The organism is Novilysobacter selenitireducens, assembly GCF_020026895.1.
Taxonomy (GTDB): domain Bacteria; phylum Pseudomonadota; class Gammaproteobacteria; order Xanthomonadales; family Xanthomonadaceae; genus Lysobacter_C; species Lysobacter_C selenitireducens.
The window spans coordinates 105,398-128,063 of record NZ_JAINZW010000003.1; the positions used below are offsets into that span (position 1 = coordinate 105,398).

At 67.9% G+C, this 22,666-nt stretch carries 19 protein-coding genes; 3 read left to right on the top strand and 16 right to left on the bottom strand.

Annotation, left to right across the window (positions count from 1 at the left end):
* Window positions 1-54: 54 nt before the first annotated feature.
* From K6753_RS07700 to K6753_RS07715, 4 genes are all read right to left on the bottom strand, one after another.
* A complete protein-coding gene (locus K6753_RS07700) occupies window positions 55-795 on the bottom strand; it encodes a hypothetical protein (protein ID WP_223675871.1) in 741 nt (246 codons plus the stop codon).
* A 263-nt stretch (window positions 796-1,058) separates the two neighbouring features.
* Entirely contained in the window at window positions 1,059-3,278 is a 2,220-nt protein-coding gene (locus tag K6753_RS07705) for a patatin-like phospholipase family protein (protein WP_223675872.1), read from the bottom strand.
* Window positions 3,279-3,527: 249 nt separating this feature from the next.
* A complete protein-coding gene (locus K6753_RS07710; protein ID WP_223675873.1) occupies window positions 3,528-4,286 on the bottom strand; it encodes a hypothetical protein in 759 nt (252 codons plus the stop codon).
* On the bottom strand, window positions 4,283-5,095 hold the full coding sequence (locus K6753_RS07715) for a DUF2092 domain-containing protein (RefSeq protein ID WP_223675874.1): 813 nt from the start codon (window positions 5,093-5,095) through the stop codon (window positions 4,283-4,285). The genes K6753_RS07710 and K6753_RS07715 overlap by 4 nt, the downstream gene beginning before the upstream one ends.
* Before the next feature lie 345 nt (window positions 5,096-5,440).
* Here K6753_RS07715 and K6753_RS07720 point away from each other — a divergent pair, with 345 nt between their 5' ends.
* A complete protein-coding gene (locus tag K6753_RS07720; RefSeq protein ID WP_223675875.1) occupies window positions 5,441-6,583 on the top strand; it encodes an AI-2E family transporter in 1,143 nt (380 codons plus the stop codon).
* 171 nt (window positions 6,584-6,754) lie between these two features.
* Entirely contained in the window at window positions 6,755-7,384 is a 630-nt protein-coding gene (locus K6753_RS07725; RefSeq protein ID WP_223675876.1) for a YkvA family protein, read from the top strand.
* Between the two features lie 161 nt (window positions 7,385-7,545).
* On the opposite strand, the gene K6753_RS07730 is transcribed toward K6753_RS07725, so the two are convergent.
* The 4 genes from K6753_RS07730 to K6753_RS07745 all read right to left on the bottom strand — a co-directional run bounded on the left by K6753_RS07730 (window position 7,546) and on the right by K6753_RS07745 (window position 14,392).
* Window positions 7,546-8,352, bottom strand: coding sequence for a bestrophin-like domain (locus K6753_RS07730; RefSeq protein ID WP_223675877.1), 807 nt, complete (start codon window positions 8,350-8,352; stop codon window positions 7,546-7,548).
* A gap of 153 nt (window positions 8,353-8,505) precedes the next feature.
* The gene (locus K6753_RS07735) at window positions 8,506-9,879 is read right to left on the bottom strand and encodes an OprD family outer membrane porin (RefSeq protein WP_223675878.1); all 1,374 of its coding nucleotides are present in this window, start codon (window positions 9,877-9,879) and stop codon (window positions 8,506-8,508) included.
* Between the two features lie 21 nt (window positions 9,880-9,900).
* Window positions 9,901-11,601, bottom strand: a complete 1,701-nt coding sequence (locus K6753_RS07740; RefSeq protein WP_223675879.1) for an aspartate:alanine exchanger family transporter — start codon at window positions 11,599-11,601, stop codon at window positions 9,901-9,903.
* Window positions 11,602-11,632: 31 nt separating this feature from the next.
* The gene (locus tag K6753_RS07745; protein WP_223675880.1) at window positions 11,633-14,392 is read right to left on the bottom strand and encodes an aminotransferase class I/II-fold pyridoxal phosphate-dependent enzyme; all 2,760 of its coding nucleotides are present in this window, start codon (window positions 14,390-14,392) and stop codon (window positions 11,633-11,635) included.
* A 495-nt stretch (window positions 14,393-14,887) separates the two neighbouring features.
* Between K6753_RS07745 and K6753_RS07750 the strand changes: the two genes are divergently transcribed.
* Entirely contained in the window at window positions 14,888-15,349 is a 462-nt protein-coding gene (locus K6753_RS07750) for an ion channel (RefSeq protein WP_223675881.1), read from the top strand.
* A gap of 6 nt (window positions 15,350-15,355) precedes the next feature.
* Here K6753_RS07750 and K6753_RS07755 read toward each other — a convergent pair whose 3' ends face one another.
* The 8 genes from K6753_RS07755 to K6753_RS07790 all read right to left on the bottom strand — a co-directional run bounded on the left by K6753_RS07755 (window position 15,356) and on the right by K6753_RS07790 (window position 22,531).
* A complete protein-coding gene (locus tag K6753_RS07755; protein ID WP_223675882.1) occupies window positions 15,356-15,820 on the bottom strand; it encodes a hypothetical protein in 465 nt (154 codons plus the stop codon).
* Window positions 15,821-15,877: 57 nt separating this feature from the next.
* Window positions 15,878-16,933: a DUF2955 domain-containing protein gene (locus tag K6753_RS07760; protein ID WP_223675883.1), complete on the bottom strand. Its 1,056-nt coding sequence runs from the start codon at window positions 16,931-16,933 to the stop codon at window positions 15,878-15,880.
* Window positions 16,930-18,078: an HlyD family secretion protein gene (locus K6753_RS07765; protein WP_223675885.1), complete on the bottom strand. Its 1,149-nt coding sequence runs from the start codon at window positions 18,076-18,078 to the stop codon at window positions 16,930-16,932. The genes K6753_RS07760 and K6753_RS07765 overlap by 4 nt, the downstream gene beginning before the upstream one ends.
* A gap of 14 nt (window positions 18,079-18,092) precedes the next feature.
* Window positions 18,093-19,631, bottom strand: coding sequence for an efflux transporter outer membrane subunit (locus K6753_RS07770; RefSeq protein WP_223675886.1), 1,539 nt, complete (start codon window positions 19,629-19,631; stop codon window positions 18,093-18,095).
* 27 nt (window positions 19,632-19,658) lie between these two features.
* Window positions 19,659-20,978 carry a tyrosine/phenylalanine carboxypeptidase domain-containing protein gene (locus tag K6753_RS07775; RefSeq protein WP_223675887.1) on the bottom strand — a complete coding sequence of 440 codons (1,320 nt, stop codon included), beginning with the start codon at window positions 20,976-20,978 and terminating at the stop codon, window positions 19,659-19,661.
* 53 nt (window positions 20,979-21,031) lie between these two features.
* Window positions 21,032-21,319: a hypothetical protein gene (locus K6753_RS07780; RefSeq protein WP_223675888.1), complete on the bottom strand. Its 288-nt coding sequence runs from the start codon at window positions 21,317-21,319 to the stop codon at window positions 21,032-21,034.
* Window positions 21,320-21,424: 105 nt separating this feature from the next.
* On the bottom strand, window positions 21,425-21,991 hold the full coding sequence (locus tag K6753_RS07785) for a DUF4136 domain-containing protein (protein WP_223675889.1): 567 nt from the start codon (window positions 21,989-21,991) through the stop codon (window positions 21,425-21,427).
* Between the two features lie 162 nt (window positions 21,992-22,153).
* Window positions 22,154-22,531: a response regulator transcription factor gene (locus K6753_RS07790; RefSeq protein ID WP_223675890.1), complete on the bottom strand. Its 378-nt coding sequence runs from the start codon at window positions 22,529-22,531 to the stop codon at window positions 22,154-22,156.
* Window positions 22,532-22,666: the final 135 nt, after the last annotated feature.

Consider the following 22,666-nt stretch of genomic DNA (forward strand, 5'->3'; position numbering starts at 1 on the left):
ACGGTCGGACCTGCGCTGAACCAGGCATACCGGGCCTGGCCCAGCGGGTCGTGATCAAAACCGGTAGGCAACGCCGAGTCGCACGCCGCTGTCGCGGAAGTTGAAATCGCCGTCGAGCCGGGAGTCATCGACCTCCGCATCGATGTCGCTGATGGTGTAGTCGATCCAGAAGCCCACGCGTTCCCACGGGTACCACTCCACCGCCCCGCGTGCGAACAACACGTCGGCGTCGATGTCGCCGACGTCAGCGGCGAAATAACCGGCGTCCGCCGAGACACGCCACTGGTCCGCCGGCGTCCAGCGCCAGCTACCACCAATGGACGGCGCGGGCAGGTCGGCCGAGACACTGTCGCTGACCGACCCGTCGGTCTGGTTGCCGTCGACATCCAGCTCCAGCGCGATGCTCAGTTCGATGTCGTACCAGACCAGCCCCAGCCGCGGCCCCATCGCCCAGCGCTCGTGGGACGCCGCCCACCAGACGTAGCTCGCCTCGTAGGCACTGACGTCGAAGTCGCTGCGCACCGTGCCGGACGCGGGGTACACGGTGTCGTCGAACACGATGTCGCGCTGCAACTGCCGCGAGGCACTGACGTCGTCCTGGTAGTAGGCCAGTCCGAATTCATGCCGGTCGAACGGACGCCAGGTGGCGCTGAGAAATGCGATGGCGTTGTCCTGGTCGAGATCGAGGTCGCGCTCCAGGTCGATCGGCGTGCCGTTGCTGGCTTCACCGTCGGCGCGGAGCTCCGAATCGAACGTGCTGATGTACCCGCCTGCCCGGAAGGAGAAAGTGTCCAACGGCTCGACCGCCCATGCGGCCGGTGCGAGCGCGAGGAGACTCAGGGAGAGCAGACTCAGGGAGAGAGCACGGGGTGCCAAAAGACGCGCTGGGGACGACATGGGAGCCTCCAATGCACATCCGCAGGCTGCGGTGTGCCTAGCCAACTAACGTGAATCGCGGGTGTGTAGGGCCATACAGGGGCCGCGCAGGCTGCGCCGGCGCCAGCCGTGTTGCCGGGTGGCGCGATCCAGCCGCACGGTCGGTGGGCCACGGCATGAGGTCATAGCGGGCGTCCTATCTCGAGGAAGACGAGGCCGTCGCCGCCTTCGCGCCAACCGAAACCGAACAGCATTGGGCCCAGCCAGGAATCGAAGCCTGCATAGAGGCTGGCGTTGAGTACGCCGTCGTCGACGCCCATGTCCTCTCGCCGTTCCCAGGCGTTGCCGTACTCGAGCGTGCCGCCCACCTGGGCGGACCGTCCCAGGAAGCTGCCCAGCTGGTAGGTGTACCCGGCCATGAGCAGGGCGTAGTGCTGCCCGGTCAGTTCGTTGTAGTGGTAGCCGGCGAGTCGTCCGCGGCCTCCCAGCCGGTAGCGGCTCTGCACCGGCAGCGTGCCCGACACGGTGGAGTGGTAGCTCACACCCAGCTGCAGGGCGTGGTTGTCGAAGCTGCGTGCGACCAGGGCGTCGAAATCGAGCTGGTCGAAGTCGCTGTCGCTGCCCAGCCAGTCCCGCGATATCCCGTAACCCACCATCGCGTAGTAGCCGGAGCGCGGGAAGAACAGGCTGTCGAGGCGATCGACCACGACGTTGGCGAACAGCTTCCCGTGCTCGAACGCGTAGTCGTCCAGTTGCGGGTCCCCGACCTCGACCTCCGCCCGTCCCGTCGCCCGCTGGACGCCCAGCGACATCGCCCCGTGGTTCCCGAACTCGCGCACCGCCTTGAACTCAACGCCGAGGGTCTTGATGTCGTAGTTCGCCGTGTTGTTGCCCGCGGCATCGAACACGGGAATGTCGGGATTCTCGTAACCGGCCTTCGCGTACAGGAAGTTGCGGTTGGATGCGCCCACCGGGTGGTAGTACTCGCCCTGCAGCGCCGGCTCGCTGCCGATGGCCACGGTGACTCGCCCTTCCGCACCCCGCGGCGAGAGGGGCGAGAACAGCAGCGCCGCACGCAGGTTGCTCTCGAACCGTCCCTCGAAGTCCGTGCTGAGGCTCAGTCCCAGCTGCAGGTAGTTGGGGCCCTGTGGCTTGGGCCGGGCCCGAAGCACCACACCGGTTTGCTCCTGCTCGCGCACCACCTCGTAGCTGAAGCTGGACAACGTCCCCAGTCCGTAGACGCGGACCACGGCTTCCTCGGCCAACGCGGGATCCAGCGGAACGCCCGTCGGGATCCCCGCGTAGGAAAGAAGGAAGTCGTCGGAGTAGTCGGTCTGGTTGTCGATCCGCACGAAGTGGATCACGCCGGGTTCGTCGGCAAATGCAACGTGGCGGGCGGCCTGTGGCTGAGCCGGGTACGCCAGGTGCGCCAGCCGCTCACGGGCGGCGGCGCCCGCTTCCGCACCGATGGCCAGGGCTTCGCGGGCCTTGTTGAAGTCGCCGGTGGCGACGGTGTCGCGCAACTCGGGGGTGATGAGGACATCGCCCTCCCGCAGCGACGACAACTGCCGCTTCGTGTTGCCGGTCGTCATCATGCCGGTGAGTTGCGACACCACGGCCAGCACGGAGGCATCCTCGTCGAGTGGTGCCAGCGGGGTGCCCACGTCGACAGCGATCACCCGCTCCGCACCCATGGCGCGCACCACGTCGATGGGGACCTGGTTGGCCAGGCCGCCGTCCAGCAGGACCTGCCCGTCGACTTCAACGGGCTGGAATATCCCCGGGAGCGACATGCTGGCGCGCATCGCCATTGCCAGGCTGCCGTGCCCGAGCACGACGGCCTCCCCGGTGTTGAGGTCGGTGGCGACGGCGCGGAAGGGGATCGGCAAGCGGTCGAAGTCGTCGATCGTGCTGACGTGCAGCGTCGAGCGCTCCAGCATCGCCAGGATGCGTTGGCCCTGCAGCAGGCCGGGGGAGAGGCGGACGCGCCCACGGCCGATGCCGACGCCCACCGTGGCCAGTCCATCGCGATCGTCCTGCTTGCGTCGGAACGACCGCTCGGGCCGCGCCTGCGAGTCGTCGAACAGCCGCTTCCAGTCCGTCGAAAGGACCAGGTGTTCCATTTCATCCACGCTCGTGCCGGCTGCGTAGAGGCCGCCCACCAGCGCGCCCATGCTGGTGCCGGCGATGCAGTCGACGCTGACGCCGCGCTCTTCCAGCACACGCAGCACGCTGACATGCGCGATGCCGCGTGCGCCGCCACCGCCCAGGGCCAGGCCGACACGCGGCCGCGTGTCGCCGGCCAGGCGCACGCCGCAGGATTCGAGCGGGCGGTCCGTGGGCAGCGATTCCGCGCGCGCAGCGCCATTGCAGACCAGGACGCACGTTGCCAGCAGCGCCACCCACGGGGACGTCGTCCCTCCGCGCGTGTGGCGTCCCGGCTCGGGCACACTTGTGGGTGCAGGGCACCGCGGATGCATTCGACGCTCACGACGGGCCATCCTCCACGCCACCGCATGGCCGGCCCTTTCAGCCGTGGCTGTCGATGCGCAAAGCGTTTGCTGCATCGGGAGCCGGGTGCTTTGCATGGGGGCGCCGCCACGAGCCTTGAGGGGAGGGGGGCTGGCCCGCGGCGGCGCAAGTCGGTTCGCCTAGGGCTCGACCACGATGTAGACGACGTCGTCGCCCTGCATCTGCTGCTGGTAGTAGTACCCACCGCAGTAGTAGTAGGGCGTGGCATAGGTGTTGACGAGCGGGCAGCCCGGTGGCAACGAGTAGTACGAGGCACCGATCGCGATCGCCGCGCCCACCGCCATGCCGGCGGCTATGGGATAACGCGCGCCGTACCAGCCGCCGTTCCAACCGCCGTCGAAATCGCCGTCGACATCGATGTTGACGTCGCCGCGGTCGATGTCGATGTCGGTGTCCCGGTCCCTGACGCGGTCACCGGTGTTGATATCGCCGCTGTTGATGCGGTCTCCGGAGCCGCGCTCGCCCGAACCGACGCGGTCCGCCGCGGCCGTGCGGTCTCCGCTGCCTACGCGGTTTCCAGCATCGACGCGGCCGCTGCTCCCCGGCGGCCTTCCTGCATCCGTGCGATTGCCTGCACTGGCCCGGCTGCCGGTATCCATGCGCGAGCCACCACTGGGTCGGCTGCTGCTGCTGCTCATGCGGTTGCCGGCGCTGGCGCGACTGGGGGCGGACATGCTCCGCCCCATGGAGGCACCGCTCACGGAGCTGCGTGCCATGCCGCCGCCGCCCCGCCCGCCGCCACCGCGTCCGCCGCGGGCCGACACGTCGGGCACGGCCATGGCCGCAGCGCCCAGGAGGCAGGCGACCGCCAGCATCTTCGTACGCAGGGACGCACGACGCCCGAACGTGGCGTCGACAAGCGCGCATTGGGTGTTCATGGGGTGCCTCCGCTTGCGACAAGCTGGGTCCGGTACGGGATCTCGGTGGCGCTTTCGGGCGGCGTGAACGTGAACGACTTCGCGTTGATGCTCGGCGTCAGGTCCCAGGCCATGACGGCCTGGTACTGGGGTTCGCCCACTGCATAGCGCGTGGTGATCAGCAGTTTGCGCGGCAGGGCCTGCGCACCCTTCTGCACCCAGAGCTGCCAGTCGACATTGGGCTGCCGGAAGGCGAGGTGGTCGGTGGCAACACCGTCGATCTCGGTTTCGCCGACCAGCAGGCCCACCCTGACGTCCTCGGTCAGGCTGCCGGCGTTGCCGTGGTACAGCATGTCGATCAGGGGCATCTCGACGCCGGCATCGAGCAGGACCGTCACCAGCTCGCCAAGCGTGGCCGGTGCCGCGGTCGAGGAGTAGACGTTGAGCTCCGGCGCGAACATCGTCACCTTCGCGCCGTCGTACACGTAGGTGCGGTCCTTGATGTCGCCTTCCAGTTCCAGCCGGAGGCGATTGGGCCGTTCGACCCACATGCGCGCGTTTTCGTTGTTCTGCAGTTTGTACCCGAAGGGCAACACTTCATCGCGCGTGATCCGCGCCGTGACCTCAAACCGGCTCACGCCGTTGAGGGTGGCCGTCATCCGGTCCAGGACGGCCTGTGCCTCGGGCGTGATGACGCCGCGCGTATCGAGTACGACCAGGTCTTCTTCGGCCGTCACTTCCTGGGCGGGAGCCGGGGCCATGGCGGCGACGAGGAGCAGCGCGCAGGATGCGGCGGCACTCGGGTAGCGGCGGGTGGGTTGCGTGCGCATGACGTGGTCCCTCGGCTGAGGCGGCGCCCGCAAGCGGTCCAGGCACCGTGCAGCGGCATTCCACCACTTGCGCGAAGTGCAATGAATTGTCCTTAGGGGCAAGCAAAACGCCCCGTGTGAGCACCCGGAATCAAGCCGGCAACCGGTGTCGGGTGGCTGCGCCCCATGCCCGTCGCGCACGCCGGCAACTCCGGGGGCGTATGCAGTAAAGCAACGGCGAAACGAGCGTACTTGTTCCTCGGGGAAGTGCCCGGAGCCCATTGGTGCAGACGCGTCATCCGGGCCTCGGATTGAGCCTAAGCTTGCCGGCACCGGGTCACCTGGACGGCCTGCGAGGACTGCCGCATGTTGACTGCGCAGGGTTCCGAATTGCCGCTTTCGCGCGCGCTGCTCGACGTGCTGATCCGCGCCGGTCTCATCGTGGTGCTGGTGGTCTACTGCTACCGCATATTCCATCCCTTCCTGGATCTCATGCTGTGGTCGCTGATCCTCGCGGTCACGCTCTATCCATTGCACCGCAAGCTCAAGCACCGCCTGGGCTCGGGGGACAGTACGGTGGCATCGCTCATCGTCGTGTTCTCCATCGCCGTGCTCCTGGTCCCCGTCTACCTGCTGGGGGCATCGATCGCCGAGTCGGTACAGGCTGCGTCGGCGACGGTGAAAAGCGGAACCTTCCATGTGCCGCCACCACCGGCGTCGGTGGCCGACTGGCCGCTGGTGGGCGGCCGGCTGCACGCCTCGTGGGAGAGGGCCGCCACCGACCCGGCCGGGATGACGCAGCAGTTCGCGCCACAACTGAAAGCGGCCGTGCTCGCGATGCTGCGGCAGCTGGCCGGTCTCGGCGTCGGGCTGCTGATCTTCATCGTCGCGCTCATCCTGGCCGGCATCTTCATGGCGTACGGCGAAGCGGGCGCTCGCAGCGCGGTGCAGATCGCATCACGCCTGTTCGGCCGCCAGCGGGGCCAGCACATCGCCGAACTGTGCACGGCCACGATCCGTGCGGTCGCGCAAGGCGTGGTCGGCATCGCCTTCATCCAGATGGTGCTGGTCGGGCTGGGCTTCGTGCTGATGGGTGTGCCCGGGGCAGGCCTGCTGGCCCTGGCCGTGTTGCTGTTCGGCATCATGCAACTGCCTGCGACGCTGATCACGGTGCCCGTGATCGCGTTCGTCATCGCAACCCAGGGCGCGAACGCCGCCACCATCACATTCTCGATCTATGTCTTCCTCGCCGGGCTGGTCGACAACGTGCTCAAGCCGCTGTTGCTGGGTCGCGGATTGAGCGTGCCGATGCCGGTGATCCTGCTGGGTGCACTGGGCGGCATGGTCACGGGCGGGGTCATCGGACTCTTCATCGGGCCCGTGGTCCTGGGGGTCGGGTACGAGCTGTTCTGGGAGTGGGTCGAGCACCGGTCTCCGGACGGTGCGTCGGTGACGCCGGTGGCACCCGTGGTGCCCGTGGTGCCCGTGGTGCCGGGCCCGGGGGCGTGACCGCATGCCTACTCCCCTCAACGTGACCCGGCCGTCAGGCGTGCGCGACGTCACCGGCGTGCCTGTCACCTGCAGCCACCGTTTTCCGTTGGTACCGGTTCCACACGCGCACGAGCCGCAGGCGGACGAATCGTGTGCCATAGGCCATTTCCGCCAGCCATGGAGCGTGTCATGCCATTGACCATCAATATCGACCTGTCCGACCGGGACCTCGAGCACTTCAACCGTGCGATCGAGCTGGCCAGGAAGGCGGCGGGCGACAAGAGCAACCAGGAAATCATCGACGGCGCGGTGACGCTTCTGGAGACGGCACGCAAGAGCGATCCACCGGCCTTCGTGACGGAGCGCTTGCTGCTGCTGGACGACCTCATCGCGATGCTGCGTGACGAGGGCTGGGCCCTGTCGGAGGAGGATGCCGGGCATGTGCGCTGGGCGCTGGCCTACTTCCTGGCGCCCGCCGATGCGATCGGCGACCACGTGCCCGTGCTTGGCTTCCTCGATGACGCGATCATGATCGAGCTGTGCGCGCGCGAGCTCCACCATGAGATCGATGCCTACGACGATTTCTGCGACTACCGCCAGCGCGAGGCCGAGCGCCGTGGACTGTCGCCCGAAGCCGTTGGCCGTGCCGACTGGCTGGCCGCGCGGCGTGAGGAGCTGCAGGACCGGATGCACCGCCGGCGCGCCCGTGAGGCCGGCAGCGGCAAGGGCTTGGGCTATGGCTCCAGCACGGGCTACGCATCGACCAGGCGCAGCTACGTGGCTGCCGGCTGGCGCCCGGGCGTCTTCAAGCTGCGCTAGCGGGCTGGTGCGGGCAGCGCCATGCGCGCTGCCATTGCATCGTCCCGGATTCCCACATCGGCCCATCGCTGCACGCACCCTTGCGGACCGGCGGCGCATGGTCCAACCGGGTGATGCCCGCAGCGGCCACCGGCATGCGCTGGCGGAGCGACCCGTCGTCCCTAGGGTGGGGGTGCGCCGCGTCCGCGCTCGGCCGCCATGAAGGCCTGGAGATCGACCAGCGGCTGCTGCGTCACCTTGATGAAGCCACCGGGTCGATCGAGCGACGCGATCAGCACGATCACCATGCCGAAGGCGATCGCGACGATCCATGTCGCCTTGGAGCGCTTCGAGCCTGCGATACCCGCGTGGTAGCCCATGCTGATCATGCCCAGGATCGTCAGGCTGTAGAGCACCACCCAGATGCCGATCGGAATCCGGGTACGCACGCCGATGGCCAGCCTGGAGGTGTGCACGGCGAACATGTCGTTGAGCGACTCGATGTAGAGCGCCGCGACATCCGAGTTCATGTCCCGCCCGGCGTTGGCCACGGCGGCGTCCCACAATTGCCGTTGCATGCGGTCGGTGCCTGCCAGCAGCGGCCCTACATCCTGGAGTTGGCGGGAGTCCATACGGGCGAACGCGAGGCGGCTGTCCAGGTACGAACCAAGCAGCCGGCGGCTGTTCGAGCGTTCGGGCTCGGGAAGGAAGGCGGACCTCAGGTACGCGGTGCGTATCGCGTTCGCATCCTCGCGCACCAGTCCCTTTCGTGCGTCATAGCGTTCGGCGACCAACGCGAACGTAAACGCCATGAGGAACGCCGCCAGTCCGAGGACGGCGCCGGATACGCCCGAGACGGGTGTCTCCTTCTCTTCCGACGACTTACGATGCGCCGCCTTTCCCAGCGCGTAGCCGACCTCGATGAAGGTCATCACGATGACGATCGTGCCGACGAAGAAGATCCAGAGGGGAATCGAATCCAGACCCATGTCGACCTCGTCGATGTGTGCCGTGTATCGGCTTAGAAGCTTCAGTACGCGTGGGCCAGCGACGATGCGGTCGAGGGCTGCGATGGCGGGCAGCGCCGCTGTCCGCGGTGCGCCCGGCCACCGGCCACCGTCACCCGACGGTGGCGTGCCCGATTACAGCTGGACGTCGTAATAGACCATCACCCGCAGGTCCGTCAGGTCGCTGTCGGCGGGGTCTTCCGTCTCTACCTCCGCGTACCGTACGCGCGCCATCAATCCCTTCAACGGGCCATCCGGCGGCACCCACTGCACGTTGAAGTCGGTCTCGCTGCGGCCGAACTGGGTCGGCGAATCAGGCGTGTCGCCGTCCACGTACAGCGCGTACAGGCTCAGGCCCTTGATCGCCTGCAGGTCGTAGCCGGCGCGGAACATCCAGGCATCCTCGCCATCGCGGTTGAAGTCCTCCACCTGCACGCTGGTGTAGCCGGGGTAGCCGCTCCACGGGTTCTGCATGTTGGCGTCGCCGTCGGCGCTGGTATAGGCAACCGTTAACAGCGCGGGGCCGATAACCAGTTCGGTCTTGGCGCCCCACTGGTGCGCCGAGAACTCCTCGCCCGTCAGGGCCGCATCGCCGACGCTCTGCTGGTCGGAGAACTGCGCGGCCATGCGCAGCTTCATGGTGTCGCTGATCGGGATGGCGTACTTCGCCTCGGTGTAGAAGATGTTGATGATGTCGCTGCTCCAGTAGTTGATCGCACCAATGGAGAAGTCGTTGCGCTTGTAGTTGAGGCCGCCCGCGAACACGCCACGCTCGATGTCGGCGCCCGCGTCCTCGGACATCGACACGAACTCGTCGTCGTTGCGCTCCTTGATCTTGTCGAAGTAGCCCGCGCCCCAGCGCCATTCACCGCCGCTGGTCTCGTCGTTGTGGAGGCCCTGCACCACGCCCGCCAGGAAGGTGTTCGGGGTCATGCGGCTGTCGTTGCGGTTGATGTACGGCGTATCGAACCCGCGTGCGCCAAGCGTCATCCGCACGTCCTGGGTGAACAGGAACTCGCCGTACAGCTCGCCCAGCACCGTGTAGCCCTCCTGGCCGGGTGCCAGCAGCAGCGAGCCGTCCTTGTCCTCCGGGCCATGCAGCTCCTGCGACGTGTACAGCGTCGAGCCGATGGAAAAGCGCTCACGGAAATAGCCCGTCTTGAAGCCGACCGAGCCGCCCAGCGCCCAGGCCTCGCTCTGGGTGTCGTCGTACTTGTCGCGGTCCAGGTAGTAGGTGCGCAACTGCACCGCCCACTTGGTGTCCTCCCAGGCCTTGCGGCGCGTCTCGCGTACCCAGGCGTCGTGGCTGCGCGGGCCGAAGCTCTCGTCCAGCGGCGTTTGGCCCTGCTCGGTCGAAGACGGCTCGCCAGTCTCGGTGTCTTCGTCCTGCGTGGTGGGCGTGCCTGCGGCCGTCGTCGACTGCGCCAGGGTCGACAGTGGCGTCGACAACCCCAGCAGGCACGCAGCCGTTGCCAGCGCGGTGCATCGATGTATCCGTAGCGGGTTCATGCCCATCCTCCTGGCGCGCGGCTATTGCGACAGCACCATCGCGAAGTAACCGAACACCGTGTAGAGCACGCCCGAGACGGCGTAACCCACCGGGAAGCCGACCCACGGCACGCTGGTGCCGGTTTCCTTGGCGGCTTCGCGCGCGGGACCCGAGTGGGACCGTGAACCGGCGATGCCGCCCATCAGCACCGCCGGGTTGATCTTGAACACGTACAGGCCGATGGCCCAGGTCACGAACGGTGGGATCGTGCTGGCGACGAAACCGGCGAGGAAGATCTTCACCGCGATCGCGCCGGTGAGCTGCTCGAGCAGCGTCGCGCCGGCGTTGATGCCCACGATGGCGATGAAGGTCACCAGGCCCAGGTCCTCGAGGATGTTGCGCGCGGCGTTGGGCGTGCTGCCGAAGAAGCGCAGCCGCGAGACCAGGGACGACACCAGGATGCCCGACAGCAGTAGGCCACCGGCGTTGCCCAGACCCACCGAGAAGTCGCCCACTGGCACTTCGATCTTGCCGATCAGCAGGCCCAGCACCATGCCCGCCGACAGCGTCAGCAGGTCGGTCGTCGTGCTCGGGCGCGCGATCTTGCCCAGCTTGTCGGCCAGCATGTCGATCGTGCCCTTGAGGCCGGCGACGTACATCACGTCGAAGCGCTTGAGTTCCGTCTCCGTACCCAGCGGGATCGGCTCGCCGGCGCGCTCGATGCGCGTGATCTGCAGATGGCCAGCGAAGTCTTCCTTGGCGAAGGTCTTCAGCACCTTGCCGTCCGCTTCCTTCTCCGTGACCAGGATCTCGGCCTGGTCCAGCGGGATGTTGAGCACCTTGGCATCCGGCACCTCGGTGCCGATCAGGCCCAGGTTGGACGTCAGCGAGTCCAGCCGCCCGCCCAGCGCAATCATGTCGCCTTGCTGCAGCACGATTCCGGGGTCGGCGCCGAGTGTTTCCTCACCGCGCACCACATTGACGACCCGGTATTCGGGATGCGCCTGGCGGAACTGGTGGATGCTCTGGCCTGCCACCTGGGGGTTATCCAGGCGATAGGCGCGGAGGCCTGAGGCGCGATAGCCGGTCATGCCGGCGTCGTCGACGTTCTTCACGCCGTGCTCAGCCTCGTACTGGAGGGCGGCCGCCCTGGCGTCGATGCCCCACCAGCGCGGCAGGTACTTGCAGATCAGGATGATGCCGACCGTGCCCCAGATGTAGGTCACGCCGTAACCCAGCGCGATCATCGCGCTCACCGACTCGACGGTCGCGCCGGCCGGTATCTCGTAAGCGCCCTGTTCGACGGCCATTTCGGCGGTGCCGATCGCCGCGGACATGGTCTGGGAACCGGCCAGGATGCCGCCGGCCGCACCCGGCGGAAGCGCGAGAAGCTTGGCCATCAGCACCACCAGCGCCAGGCCAAGGAACGCGCAGACGACCGCCAGGACGGTGAAGGTGATGCCGTCCTTCTTCAGGCTGTTGAAGAACGCCGGGCCGACGCGAAGCCCGACGCCGTACATGAAGAGGTAATAGAAGAGCGACTTGGCGAAGTTGTCCAGCTGCAGCTTGACGCCGTACGTGGACGCCCAGGTGGCGAGCGCCGCACCGACGACCACTGCCGCCGCCACCATGCCCAGGCCGTAGCCCTTGACCGAGAACTTGCCGACCCAGACGGCCATGCCCACCGTGAAGAACAGCAGGATGTAGGGGTTGTCCAGAAGGAATTGGAAGAACGTCTGCATGACGGCGGCTCCTAGGGCGTGCGTGCGTCAGTCAACGGTCGGTACCGGGCCGATGGCCGGCGAGTGCGGACGGCTTGAGCAACTTGATGCCCTGCGCGGCGTGGTAGCCGTGGATCTCCTTGACGTCCAGCTTGCGCATGTAGGTGATGGTGTCGGCCTGGATCACCTGCCCCGGGACCATGATCGGGAAGCCCGGCGGGTAGGGGATGACGAAATTCGCCGAAACCATCTCGGGGCCATCCTTGAGGCGCTTGTCGACTTCGTCGCTGGCAAGCTTCACGAACTCGCAGTTGCTCTCGTCGTAGGCCATGAAGAACGCGGGCCGCATGTGGCCCTCGTTGCTCCGCGATGCGGAGTTGTCCCGGAACGCGTCGTGGAAACGGCTGAAGTTCGGGAGGTCCGGCACGTCGGTGACCAGTGACTTGACCCGGGCGGCGAAGACGTCGCATTCGGCTGCCGTCCCGTGCTCCTGGCGCTGGTCGATCTCGCGCGACAGGTCCGCGAGCGCCTTGACGAGCAGCGACGCATCGCTGCGGGTGTTGTTGATGTTGATCTGGACCAGGATGCTGTTGCGCGAGGTCTTGTTGATCTGGATGTCGAAGCGCTCGGCCAGCAGGCCCTTGAGCTGCGTCCCGTCGAAGCCGGCCGCTCCGCACACCAGCGTCATGCGCGTGGGATCGAGCGCGAACTCGTCCTGGTCCCACGCGTCGGCGACCTCGGCCCAGCTGGAGTGCGGCGGGCCGTAATCCTTGATGCCCGACTCCCTGAACTCCGCGGGGATCATGTCCTCGGGTGTCGCGACGTGGAAGTACTTGGAGATCAGCGGGTGGTCGTTGATGGCGCGTCGCAGCCGCAGCGACAGGTCGGTGGCCTGCACCGTCAGTGCATAGCCTTCCAGCTCCATCTGGCGGCGCGCGATGTCCAGCGATGCGATCAGCTGCAGGTTGGGCGACGTCGAGGTGTGGGCGAAGAAGGCCTCCTCGAACGGGCCTTCGACATGGCGGAAGTCCTCGTCCCAGATCAGCATCATCGACCCCTGCCGGAACGCCGACATCGACTTGTGCGTCGAATGCGTCTGGTACACGCGGATCCTGACCTTGTCCGGGTCCGGCATCAGGCGTGCATCCAGCAGGCTGGCGTCGCTCGGGTCGAGGTCCGGATGCTTCTCGCGCCAGGCCTCGTACTCGGCGCGGTAGGCCTTGCTGCGGTAGCGCTCGGTCAGGGCCGCCGCGGCGCCCATCGCGGTGCGCCGGCGATGCAGCGGGTTGAACACGGCGAAGCCGAACCACGCCTCGTCCCAGAGGAAAACGAGGTCGGGCTTGATGGCCAGGCACTCCTCCATCACCCGGCGCGGGTTGTACATGTGCCCGTCGAAGGTGCAGTTGGTCATGTCGATGACCTTCACCCGGTCGAGCGTGCCCTCCGCCTTGCAGTCGAACAGCGCCTGCTTGATCGTCCGCAGCGGCACCGCCCCGTACATCGAGTACTGCGTCAGGGGGAACGCCTCGACGTAGTAGGGCTGGGCGCCGCTGAGGACGAAACCGTAATGGTGCGATTTGTGGCAGTTCCGGTCGACGATGACGATGTCGCCGGGCTTGCAGATCGCCTGCACCACGATCTTGTTAGAGGTCGAGGTGCCGTTGGTGCCCAGGTACGCGCGCTTGGCGCCGAATGCACGGGCGATCGCCTCCTGCACGCGTTTGATGTTGCCGGTCGGCTCGAGCAGGCTGTCGAGCCCGCCCGTCGTAGCGGAGGACTCCGCGTACAGGATGTTGGTCCCGTAGAACTCGCCCATGTCCCGGATCCAGTTGGACGAGAACACCGACTTGCCGCGCGCGATCGGCAGCGCATGGAACGTGCCGATGGGGCGCCTGGCGTACTTCTTGAGGTTGTCGAAGTAGGGGGTCTCGAAGCGGTCGCTGATGCCGTCCAGGATCGACAGGTGCAGCTCCATCGGCTCCTCGACGTGGTGGAAGACTCGGCGGATACCCCGGGCCTGCTCGCTGCCGGCCAGGGTTTCCGCCGCCCGGTCGGTGAGCAAGTACAGGTCCAGCTCGGGCCGGATGCGCTTGATGGACTGGGCCAGCGTGGTGGCCAGCGCACCGGGTTCGATGTTGTCGGGGTCCAGGTCGATATGCCGGCGGATGTACTCGTGCATGCCGGGAATGTCCTGCCGCGACGCAAAGCTGAAGCCGTCCAGCAGCACCACGGCCTGCAGGTTGCCGTTGAGCAGGGTGGCCAGCAGTGCATCCTCGAAGCTGGCGACCTGCACCACGGTGTACTTGAACGGATCTTCCTCGCGGCGCATGCGGGCGATTTCCTCGCGCGAGCGCGCCCAATGCGTGGATTGCACCGGCGTGACCACCAGCACCTCGAAGTACGGCTTGGCGGCCGCGCCGGAGAGCATGTCCGGGGGCAGCGCATCCAGTGCCCGTCCGTCACCGTCGTTGTCGGTGTTCCATACGTTTTCCGACCGCCGGAAGTCGCCCGACAGCAATGCGGCGGACGCACTCTGCGCCAAGTGGGCGAATGCCTCCGCGTCCTGGTCTTCCAGTGCCGTGGAGAGGGCCTCCATCAGCCGGGGACCCGGAAACGCCCAGTAATGCTCCAGCTCGCGCAGCGCGCCCAGGTATTCGTCGCACTTGCGCTTGTGCGACGGCGCGTCCTTGTCGCTGGCCGCCGCCCACGCGCGCGCCTGAGCATTCAGTTGGCGCCACTGGTCGGTGCGCTCCGATGCGAACGAAAACACGTGCGACAGGGTCGCCGGGTGGGAGTCGCTGGAAGTCTTCATGCCGGTGGGTCCTCAACGGTTCGGTGCCCGTCCGCCGGTGTGCGTGGACGAGGTTTCGACCGCGCGCACGGACATCCGGCAGGGTCGACGTCCGTGATACTCACGCTGCGTGCACGTGCAGGAAATTGGGCATTGGGGTGCGTCGTGCTGCCCCTTGGGACATGCGGTAATCCACGGGCGCCGGATCGCGCTACCGTCGGCGTGCCGGACCGCGACTAGGGCCCGGCAGCCGTCCGTCGGTCAGGTGGAACCCGGCTGTCCGCCAACGGTGCCGTCCCGCGTTGCCTAGTGCGCTACGACGCTCGGGCGCGTGTCCGGATTTCGCCTCGTCGACCACACAGGAGGTGCCATGAGGAGCCGGTCTCCACGTGCGAGGCAACACGCACGATCGACACGACGCGGACGTCGCCACGTCGCAAGCAATGCCGTGCGCCGGCATGAGCGCGATTGCCCGACGGGCGGCGCGCGCCACGGGTCCGGAAAGGCGGTCCGCTGATGCTCCATAACCTGCTGGTCGGCCTGCCCGTGCTGATCCTGTGCCTGCTGCTCCAGGGCGTCTTCGTGACGGTGGCCCTGCGCCAGTACGCCGGCTTCAAGGTGCGTTACCCGACAACCGGCTCTGCCTGGGTCGACATCGTCGTGCTGTCGACGGTGATGCTGGTGACTTTGCTGGGAAACTTTGTACAGATGGCGGTGTGGGCGGTGCTGTTCCTGATGCTGGGGGAGTTCGACGACTTCCACACCGCGCTATACCACTCCGGCGTCAACTTTGCGACGCTCGGCTACGGCGACATCGTGATGTCGGAGCGGTGGCGGACGCTGGGGCCGCTGGAGGCCGCCAACGGCATATTGATGTTCGGCGTCTCCACCTCGGTGATGACCGCGGCGGTGATCGACGTGGTCAAGGCCAACGTGGCGCGCCGCGCGCAGTCCGGGCCGGGAGCCCCCTTGCCGTAGCGGATGTCAGCCCAGCCGGCGGTAGAACCGGACGACCAGTTCCTCGACGAGGAGCATCACCACCACCACCACGATCAGCGTCAGCAGCCCGTGGAAGCGTCCTTCGAACCGGACGCTGTCGCCAAAGGCGAGCACGATGGCTTCGAGGATCACGAACTTCGATCCGAACAGCACCAGCCAGGCGCTGAGGTAGCGCAGGAACTTCATGAAACCGCCGGGCCTGGCCTTGAAGAACGCGGCGACGCGATGCTCGACCGCGATGGTCAACTTGAGCAGCACCTGCAGCAGCACCGCGGCGAGGATCGATATCGAGAAGGAATCGACGAAGACCTTGTCCGTGTACTCCACGAACAGGTTCAGGATCACCAGGTCGATCAGGATCGCGGTGAAGTAGCGCATGAACAGCCGTTGCCGGTTGGACGGCGCTTCGGCGGATGCCGGCAGGAAGGTTTCATCGTGTGTCGTGGCCATGGGGGCACCCTTGGTTGGTTGCGGATCGATCGCCCCCGCCGCGGAGGCAATGCAGGTCTAGCGGGGCAGTGGTGGAGCGGGCGGCGACGGTTGCCGCGCCACGGCCATGGGCCACATCAGGCTCATCATTCCGACGGCGAACGCGCCGGCCAGCGCGAACTGGAACAGGCGGGCCATCCACAGCGACAGCGAGCCGGAACCCGACGCGATCGCCGAGCCCAGGATGATCAGCATGGCGTTGCAGGCGACCACCGCAATGGCCGACGCGTTGCCCCCGGCGGCGACGCGCTGGCCCAGTCCCAGCAGCACGGCGAACAGCAGCAGGGTGAGGACCACGAGGTTGGGCATCGCCAGCACGACGCCATGGATCAGCAGCCCGAGCAGGCCGCCGCCCACGTTGCCCAGGATCAGGCCCACCGCCTGGGCGCGGCTGCGCTGGAGGTCGAAGTTGATCACCAGGATCACGGTCCCCAGCATGACCGGGAAGATGTCCGTGAGCCCGAACAGCAGGAACACCAGCATCAGCGGAACGACCACCGCGGTGGACATCAGCGCCAGCGCGAGCGGGGTGGCGGCCAGCGGTGGCGCGACGGGTGGTGCCGACGGCGGCAGCACGCGCGGCCATATGGCGTAGACCGCCCATGTCACCACCAGCGCGATGGCGATGCCGCGGACCATGGCCCGGGGAAACAGGCCGGCCTGCGCAGGCGCGACCAGCACGACCACCGGAATGGTGGCCAGGCAGATCAGCAGCAGGATGAAGGGCAACCGCGAGCGCGCACCGAGCATCGCGTGGAACGCCATCAGCATGCACAGCGACAGCAGCAGGAACAGCACCAGGGGGGTCGTTCGAAGCAGCGATGCGGACACGAATGCAAAGGTGGCCGCGGCCGCCATCGCGAGCACCAGCACCACGCCCAGCTTCAATGGCGGACGCATCGGCAGGTTGGCGAGTAGCGCGGCGGCCAGGACGGGCGCGAGGAACGTCGGATCCAGCTGGAGCACCTCGCACCCGACGAACGCCGCCGTGACGCCGGCTGCGAAACGCAGGGCGCCGTGCAACCGGGCCTGGGCCTGCGCGTCGAAGGACGTTGCGGCGGGATGCGGGCTCATTGCAGGAAACTCAGCTTGGCCACCATCCAGATCCAGATACGCGCAAGCGGGTTCATCAGCGAGCGCTCGCGGGTGAGGACCACCACGTTCGCCTGTGCGCCGCTGCGCCCGGCGGGCAGGCGACGCGACTCATCCTCGGGCGGGTCCAGCACGATGCGCAGCGGGAAGCGCTGCGGCTCGCGCAGCCACCCGGTCGGCGCGCTGACATCGGGCAGCTGGCCGGTGGGCGCCTCGCCCCCCTGCGCGATGCCCCAGCCGATGCTGTCCACGCGTGCGGGGAACACCTCGCCGGGGTGGTCGTCGAAGACAACGTAGGCGCGGTTGCCGGCCTTGATGTTGCCCAGCTGGTTCTCGCGCATCGCCGCCGTCACCCAGCGCGGCCCGTCGGCGATGAAGCTGAGCACGGGCTGGCCGCGGTTGGCGAACTGGCCGGGCGCCAGGCGCAGGTTGGTGACCACGCCGTTTGCCGGCGCCACCACGCGGGTGTTGGCCAGGTCGAGCCGTGCCTGTTCGACGGCGACCCGCGCCTGCCGCACCTGCGGGTTGGCGTCGCCGGGCCCGCCCAGGCGGATGCGCGCACGCTCGGCCTCGGCTTCGGCGCGGGTGATGTCCGCCCGGGTCTTGTCGATGTCGGCACGCGCGCGGATCGCGGAGGTCTCCGACAACGCGCGCTTGGCTGACAGGTCCAGCACGATCTTGCCCAGCTCCTGGCTCGCTGCCAGGTCCACCCGTTGCCGCCGCAGCTGCGCATCGGCGACGCGCACGTCCGCGGCCGACGCATCCGCACCCTGCGTCGCCACGGCCAGGTTGGCCTCGGCCGAGCGCAGTGCGATCTCGAACGGCGAGGCGTCGATGCGGAACAGCAGCTGGCCTTTCTTCACCGACCGGTTGTCGCGCACGCCCACCGTCACCACCGGCCCGCTGACCTCCGGCGCGATCTGCACCAGGAACGTATCCACCGTGGCCTGGGACGTGTACGGCGTGAACCGGTCCGCGAACAGGTGGTAGACGAACAGGGCCACCAGCACGCCGAGTGTCACCTGCACGATCCGGCGCGTCGGCGAGGCGGCTGGAGCGGCCGCGGGCGCGTCGCCGTTGGGGGGCGGCGGCGCGTCGTTCCGGTTGTCTCGAGGTTCGGTCGGCATCGTCTTCGCTTCCGTCATCCGGAGGAACTGCGGGTACCCGGCGCGTCCGGGCCTGTCGTCGCATCGGTGCCTGCCGGCGCGCCCGCGTTGGCGGGTAACGGCACGGACGGCGCGATCCAGTCCCCGCCCAGCGCCCGGTACAGGTTGACGAGCGAGCGGTAGCCGTCGCCGCGCGCGGCCGTCAGTGCCAGCTCCGCGGAGAACAGGCTGCGCTCGGTGTCCAGCACCTCCAGGTAGTCGGAGTAGCCGTTGTCGTATCGCTCGGTGGCGAGCACGACCGCGCGCCGCAGGGCCTCGACGCGGCGCTCAAGTGAATCGACCACGCCACGGGTGTACTGGATGGCGGCAAGGGAGTCGCTGACATCGCGGAATGCCGCCTGGATCGTCTGCTGGTAGATCGCCAGCGCCTGTTCGCGGCGTGCCTCTGCCTGGGCGTTCGCCGAATCGATGGCGCCGCCTGCGAAGAGCGGGCCGAGCAGCTGGCCTGCGAACGACCACGTGCGGGCGCCGCCGCTGAACAGTCCGTCGAGTTCGCTGCTGGCCGAGCCACCGAATCCGGTCAGCGACACCGTCGGGAAGTAGAGCGCACGCGCCGCACCCACCAGGGCATTGGCCGCGACCAGTTGCTGTTCGGACTGCAGGATGTCGGGCCGACGCGTGACCAGTTCGGACGGCAGGCCCGCCGGCACGGGGACCGGCTCCAGCGAGAGCAGCGTGGCACCGCGCGCAATGGGCCCGGGATTACGCCCCACCAGCGCGGACAGGGCGTGTTCCTGCTGCGCGATCGCGCGTTCCAGGTCGGGGATCGACGATGCCGCGGTTTCGTACTCCGCGGTCACCTGCATCATTTCGAAATCCGACACGGCGCCGCCGTCCAGCCGGATCTGGAACACCTCGACGTTGCGCCTGCGGCCCTCGAGCGTGGCCCGGGAGATCTCAAGGCGGCGGTCCAGGTCGAGCAGCGTGACGTACCCCGAGACCACTGCCGACACCAGCGTCAGCGCGACGCCGAGGCGGGCCTGTTCGGTCGCCATCAGGTTGGCGCGGGCAGCCTCGTCCTCGCGGCGGATCCGCCCCCACAGGTCGAGCTCCCAGCTTGCGGACAACACGGCCGTGTACGAGCCGGCCGTGACATTGCCGACCTGCTGCCGGCCACCACTGGCGCCGTACCCGACCTGGGGAAGCGCCTGCGAATGCGTCGAGACCACGCGCGCGGCGAACTCGTCGACGCGGGCGGTGGCCACGCGCAGGTCGTGGTTGGCCGCCAGCGCTTCGCCGACGAGGGCGTCCAGCTCGGCGTCCCCGAACCCGGCCCACCACGCCGGAAGCGCCGCCAATGTGGGCGGCTGCCCCTGCGGTGGCGCAGCCTGGGCGAACCGGTGGACGGCCGGCACGTCAACCGTGGGGCGGACGTAGTCGGGCCCCAGGGTGCAGCCGGACATGCCCATCGCCGCGGCGCCGGCGACGAGCGCGAGCCAGTGCCCGGCCGTGCGTGCTCGCGCGTGCGCGCGCAGGCGGGCGGACACGGTGGCAGGGGCAGGGCGGTCGCGCATGGTGCTCAGTGAAGTCGCCGCGACGCGCTAGCCATCGACGTCCGCCTCGGCGATGACCTCATCCTCGTAATCGACGAACCGCTGCAGGTCCAGCCGGTCCAGCTGCAAACGCTGGGCGGCAGCGGAGAAGGCCATGATCGACAGGACGCGCTGCGGGTCGCGCGCCCAGGGCGGCAGGTAGCGTGGCGGCGCCACCAGGCCGCTGTCGCGGAACGGCGCCAGCGTGACCACGTCGGCCGTCGTCAGGCGTCCGGCGAACAGCATCGGAAGCAGCTCGCCGCGGCCTTCCTGCAAGGCTTTGCGGATGAAGACGTGGATGAGCATGACGCCTTCCAGGTACGCGCCGTCCTTGGTGAAACACACGCCGCCCCGCACGCCGCCACCGCGGAACACACGCGCGGCGCTGCGGTAGCTCTCGACTTCGGACTGGCCCGCGTCGAGGAAACCGCGGAAGACATCGATGAAGTCCGCACCGTCCAGGGCCCGTTTGACCATCACCACGCGCAGGGCGATGCGCCTGAGGCGGGCGATGTCGATCGCACCGGTGATGATCTCGGCGAACGTCGCCAACCCCTCCTGCGTGCGCGTGGTGCGCGGCGCCGCAAGGCCGAGCGTCTGCAGGTGGGGCTGGTGGCGGCCGTTGACCGCGGTCAGCGTATGGATGAAGGCTTCGTGCTCGACCAGCTGGTCCAGATCACGCTGCGAGAAGAGTGCGGTGGAGCGAAGGCTGATCCGCTTGCTGCCGGCCGTGGCCTTCGACGACAGGCCGGGATCCAGCACGACTTCGACCGGGTCGTCGCGGAACAGCGGGGCGATGCGCTCGCGCAGCTGGCGCGCGAAATCCACGGCGGGGATGTCGAACGGCACCGCCAACAACGGATGCGGTCCGATCATCTCGTCGGTGATGGCAAGCATCTCGGCTGCGCTTTCGACGTTGGTCACGGCCTGGCTGCGGTACTGCGTGTCCGGGCGCCCGTACAGCAGCGTCGAGAACCGGGTGAACTCCGGCGTGCCCACGGCGCCCAGCATCCGCGTCGCGACATGGCAGCTCCATGCGGTCTTGTAGAGCCAGTTGCCGATGGGATGGCCCCGGTCGAGCCGCGGCATCAGCGCCTCGAGCACCTTCGCCTCGTCGGCCAGATCGGTCGGGCGGGTCGGTGGCGCCGGCAGCTCGGGCCGGCCCTGGCGCCACCCGGCGAGGAAGCGCTCCTCCAGTTCGACTGGCCAGTCGATCGCCTTGAGGACGCGGATCCGGCGCCCGACCTTGAGCAGCACGCGATCGCACTCCAGCAGTGCCGGCAGCGCGGGGTCGTCCAACACGGGGGCGGCTTCGGCAAGTGTGGCCATCGCGTGCTCCTCCAATGCCTCAGGGCGCAGTCACGTCGGGCCCCGCGCCCGGCTCAGCCGCCCGCCCAGTCGTCGGCGTTGCGTCCACCCTCGACGCTTGCACCGAGGATGACCGTGGTCGGAAGCGCCGAAGGGGCAGGGGTGACGTAGACGTACTTGACCGATTGCATGGGCACCACCAGCAGGTCGTTGCCGACGGCGGCGACCAGGCTCCCGGCTTCAAGTGCCTGCCGCACCTTGCTGGTGATGGTCGCGGCGTCGCCTGCCTGCATCTGTGGCCAACGCAGGGTGAGGCTGGTGCGGTCCGTGAAATGGATGGTCGCGGCGACGGATGTGTTCATGCGTGCCCCCGGCCGCGCGCGTGCCCGTGGCAATGGGTGCGGGGCCCGATTCGCTCGCGGTGGTTCACGTCGATGCTCCGCGTTGCTGGCGGCGGACGGTGAGCATCACTCGTTCGCCCGGAACGGGTACTTCGCGAAGATTTCCGTGATCACGGCATCGAGTGCGGCGCGCTGCGCGTCGCGCTCGCGTGGCTGCACTCGGCCGACGGCCACGCCTTCCCAGACCAGCTTCTTCTGGCGTGCATCGATGACGTCGATGTTGATGGTGCCCTCGACGTACTGGTCAATCCGGGTCTGGTTGCTGTACCCGGTCCAGCCGCCGTAGTAGCCGCCGCGGTAGCCGTAGTACATCGAGGGCATCGGGGGCGCCTGGGTCACCTGGAGCTGTCTGGACAGGTGCGCGTTGAAGTTGACCAGCAGGTCGGGATCGGTCTCGACGAACATGTAGCCGCGCCTCTCCATCTCGCGCCTGGAGGCGGCTTTCATCGTCTGCGTCACCAGCGACTCGTAGCCCGCGGCGTCCGTGCCCAACGGACTGGCGAACCCGAACGTCCGGTAGGCGGTGAAGTTGGCGCTGCGGTCGTAATCGGCGGTTATCACCGGTCCGGTCGCGCAGCCGGACGCAGCGGCGAGGAACAGGAAAAGAACCAGCATCCACGTCGGTGATTTCATGGTGACCTCGCGCAGATTCCAGTGGTGCGCCGGCGACGTGCAGGCGCTATGGGTCGGCAATGCGGACGTGCCGCAGTGCCATGGAGTCTGACCAACGCGTGGTGCGCTTAAAATTGACTTGCGGGGCGGCGCCCGGTGCCCCTTCGGGCAGGCGCCGGCGCGTCATTCCACCGCGCGTGCGATGAGCGCGAGCAGGGCGCGTCCCTCGAAGGGCTTCGCCAGGTAGGTCGCCATCGCCCGCTGCGCCTGGTCGCGCACGGCCGGGTTGTCGAAGGCGGTGATGAAGATCCAGGGCGGCAGTGGCCCCCGTTCCGCGACACGACGGTGCAGTTCGAACCCCGACACGCCCGGCAGCCGCACGTCGCAGACCATGCAGCTGCTCGCACGCCACAGGGCTTCGCCTGCGAGCTCATCGAGCAGCGCTTCCGCCGAGGCGAAGCTCCTCACCTCATACCCTGCAGTGGTCAGCATCCGGGTTACGGCCCGGCGCATTCCAGTGTCGTCTTCGACCAGTACCACTTCGCGCTTGGAGTGCACCATGCTGGCCCGACGGCGGTCTCCGGCAGAAGCGATTCAATGGAATGCGGCCTCTCGGATATTCCTGCGCGCAATCGCCGTCCGGAACTGTCAGTTGGTGCGTACCCGCATGTCCTTTGGGGCAGGTCGGCGGTTCTC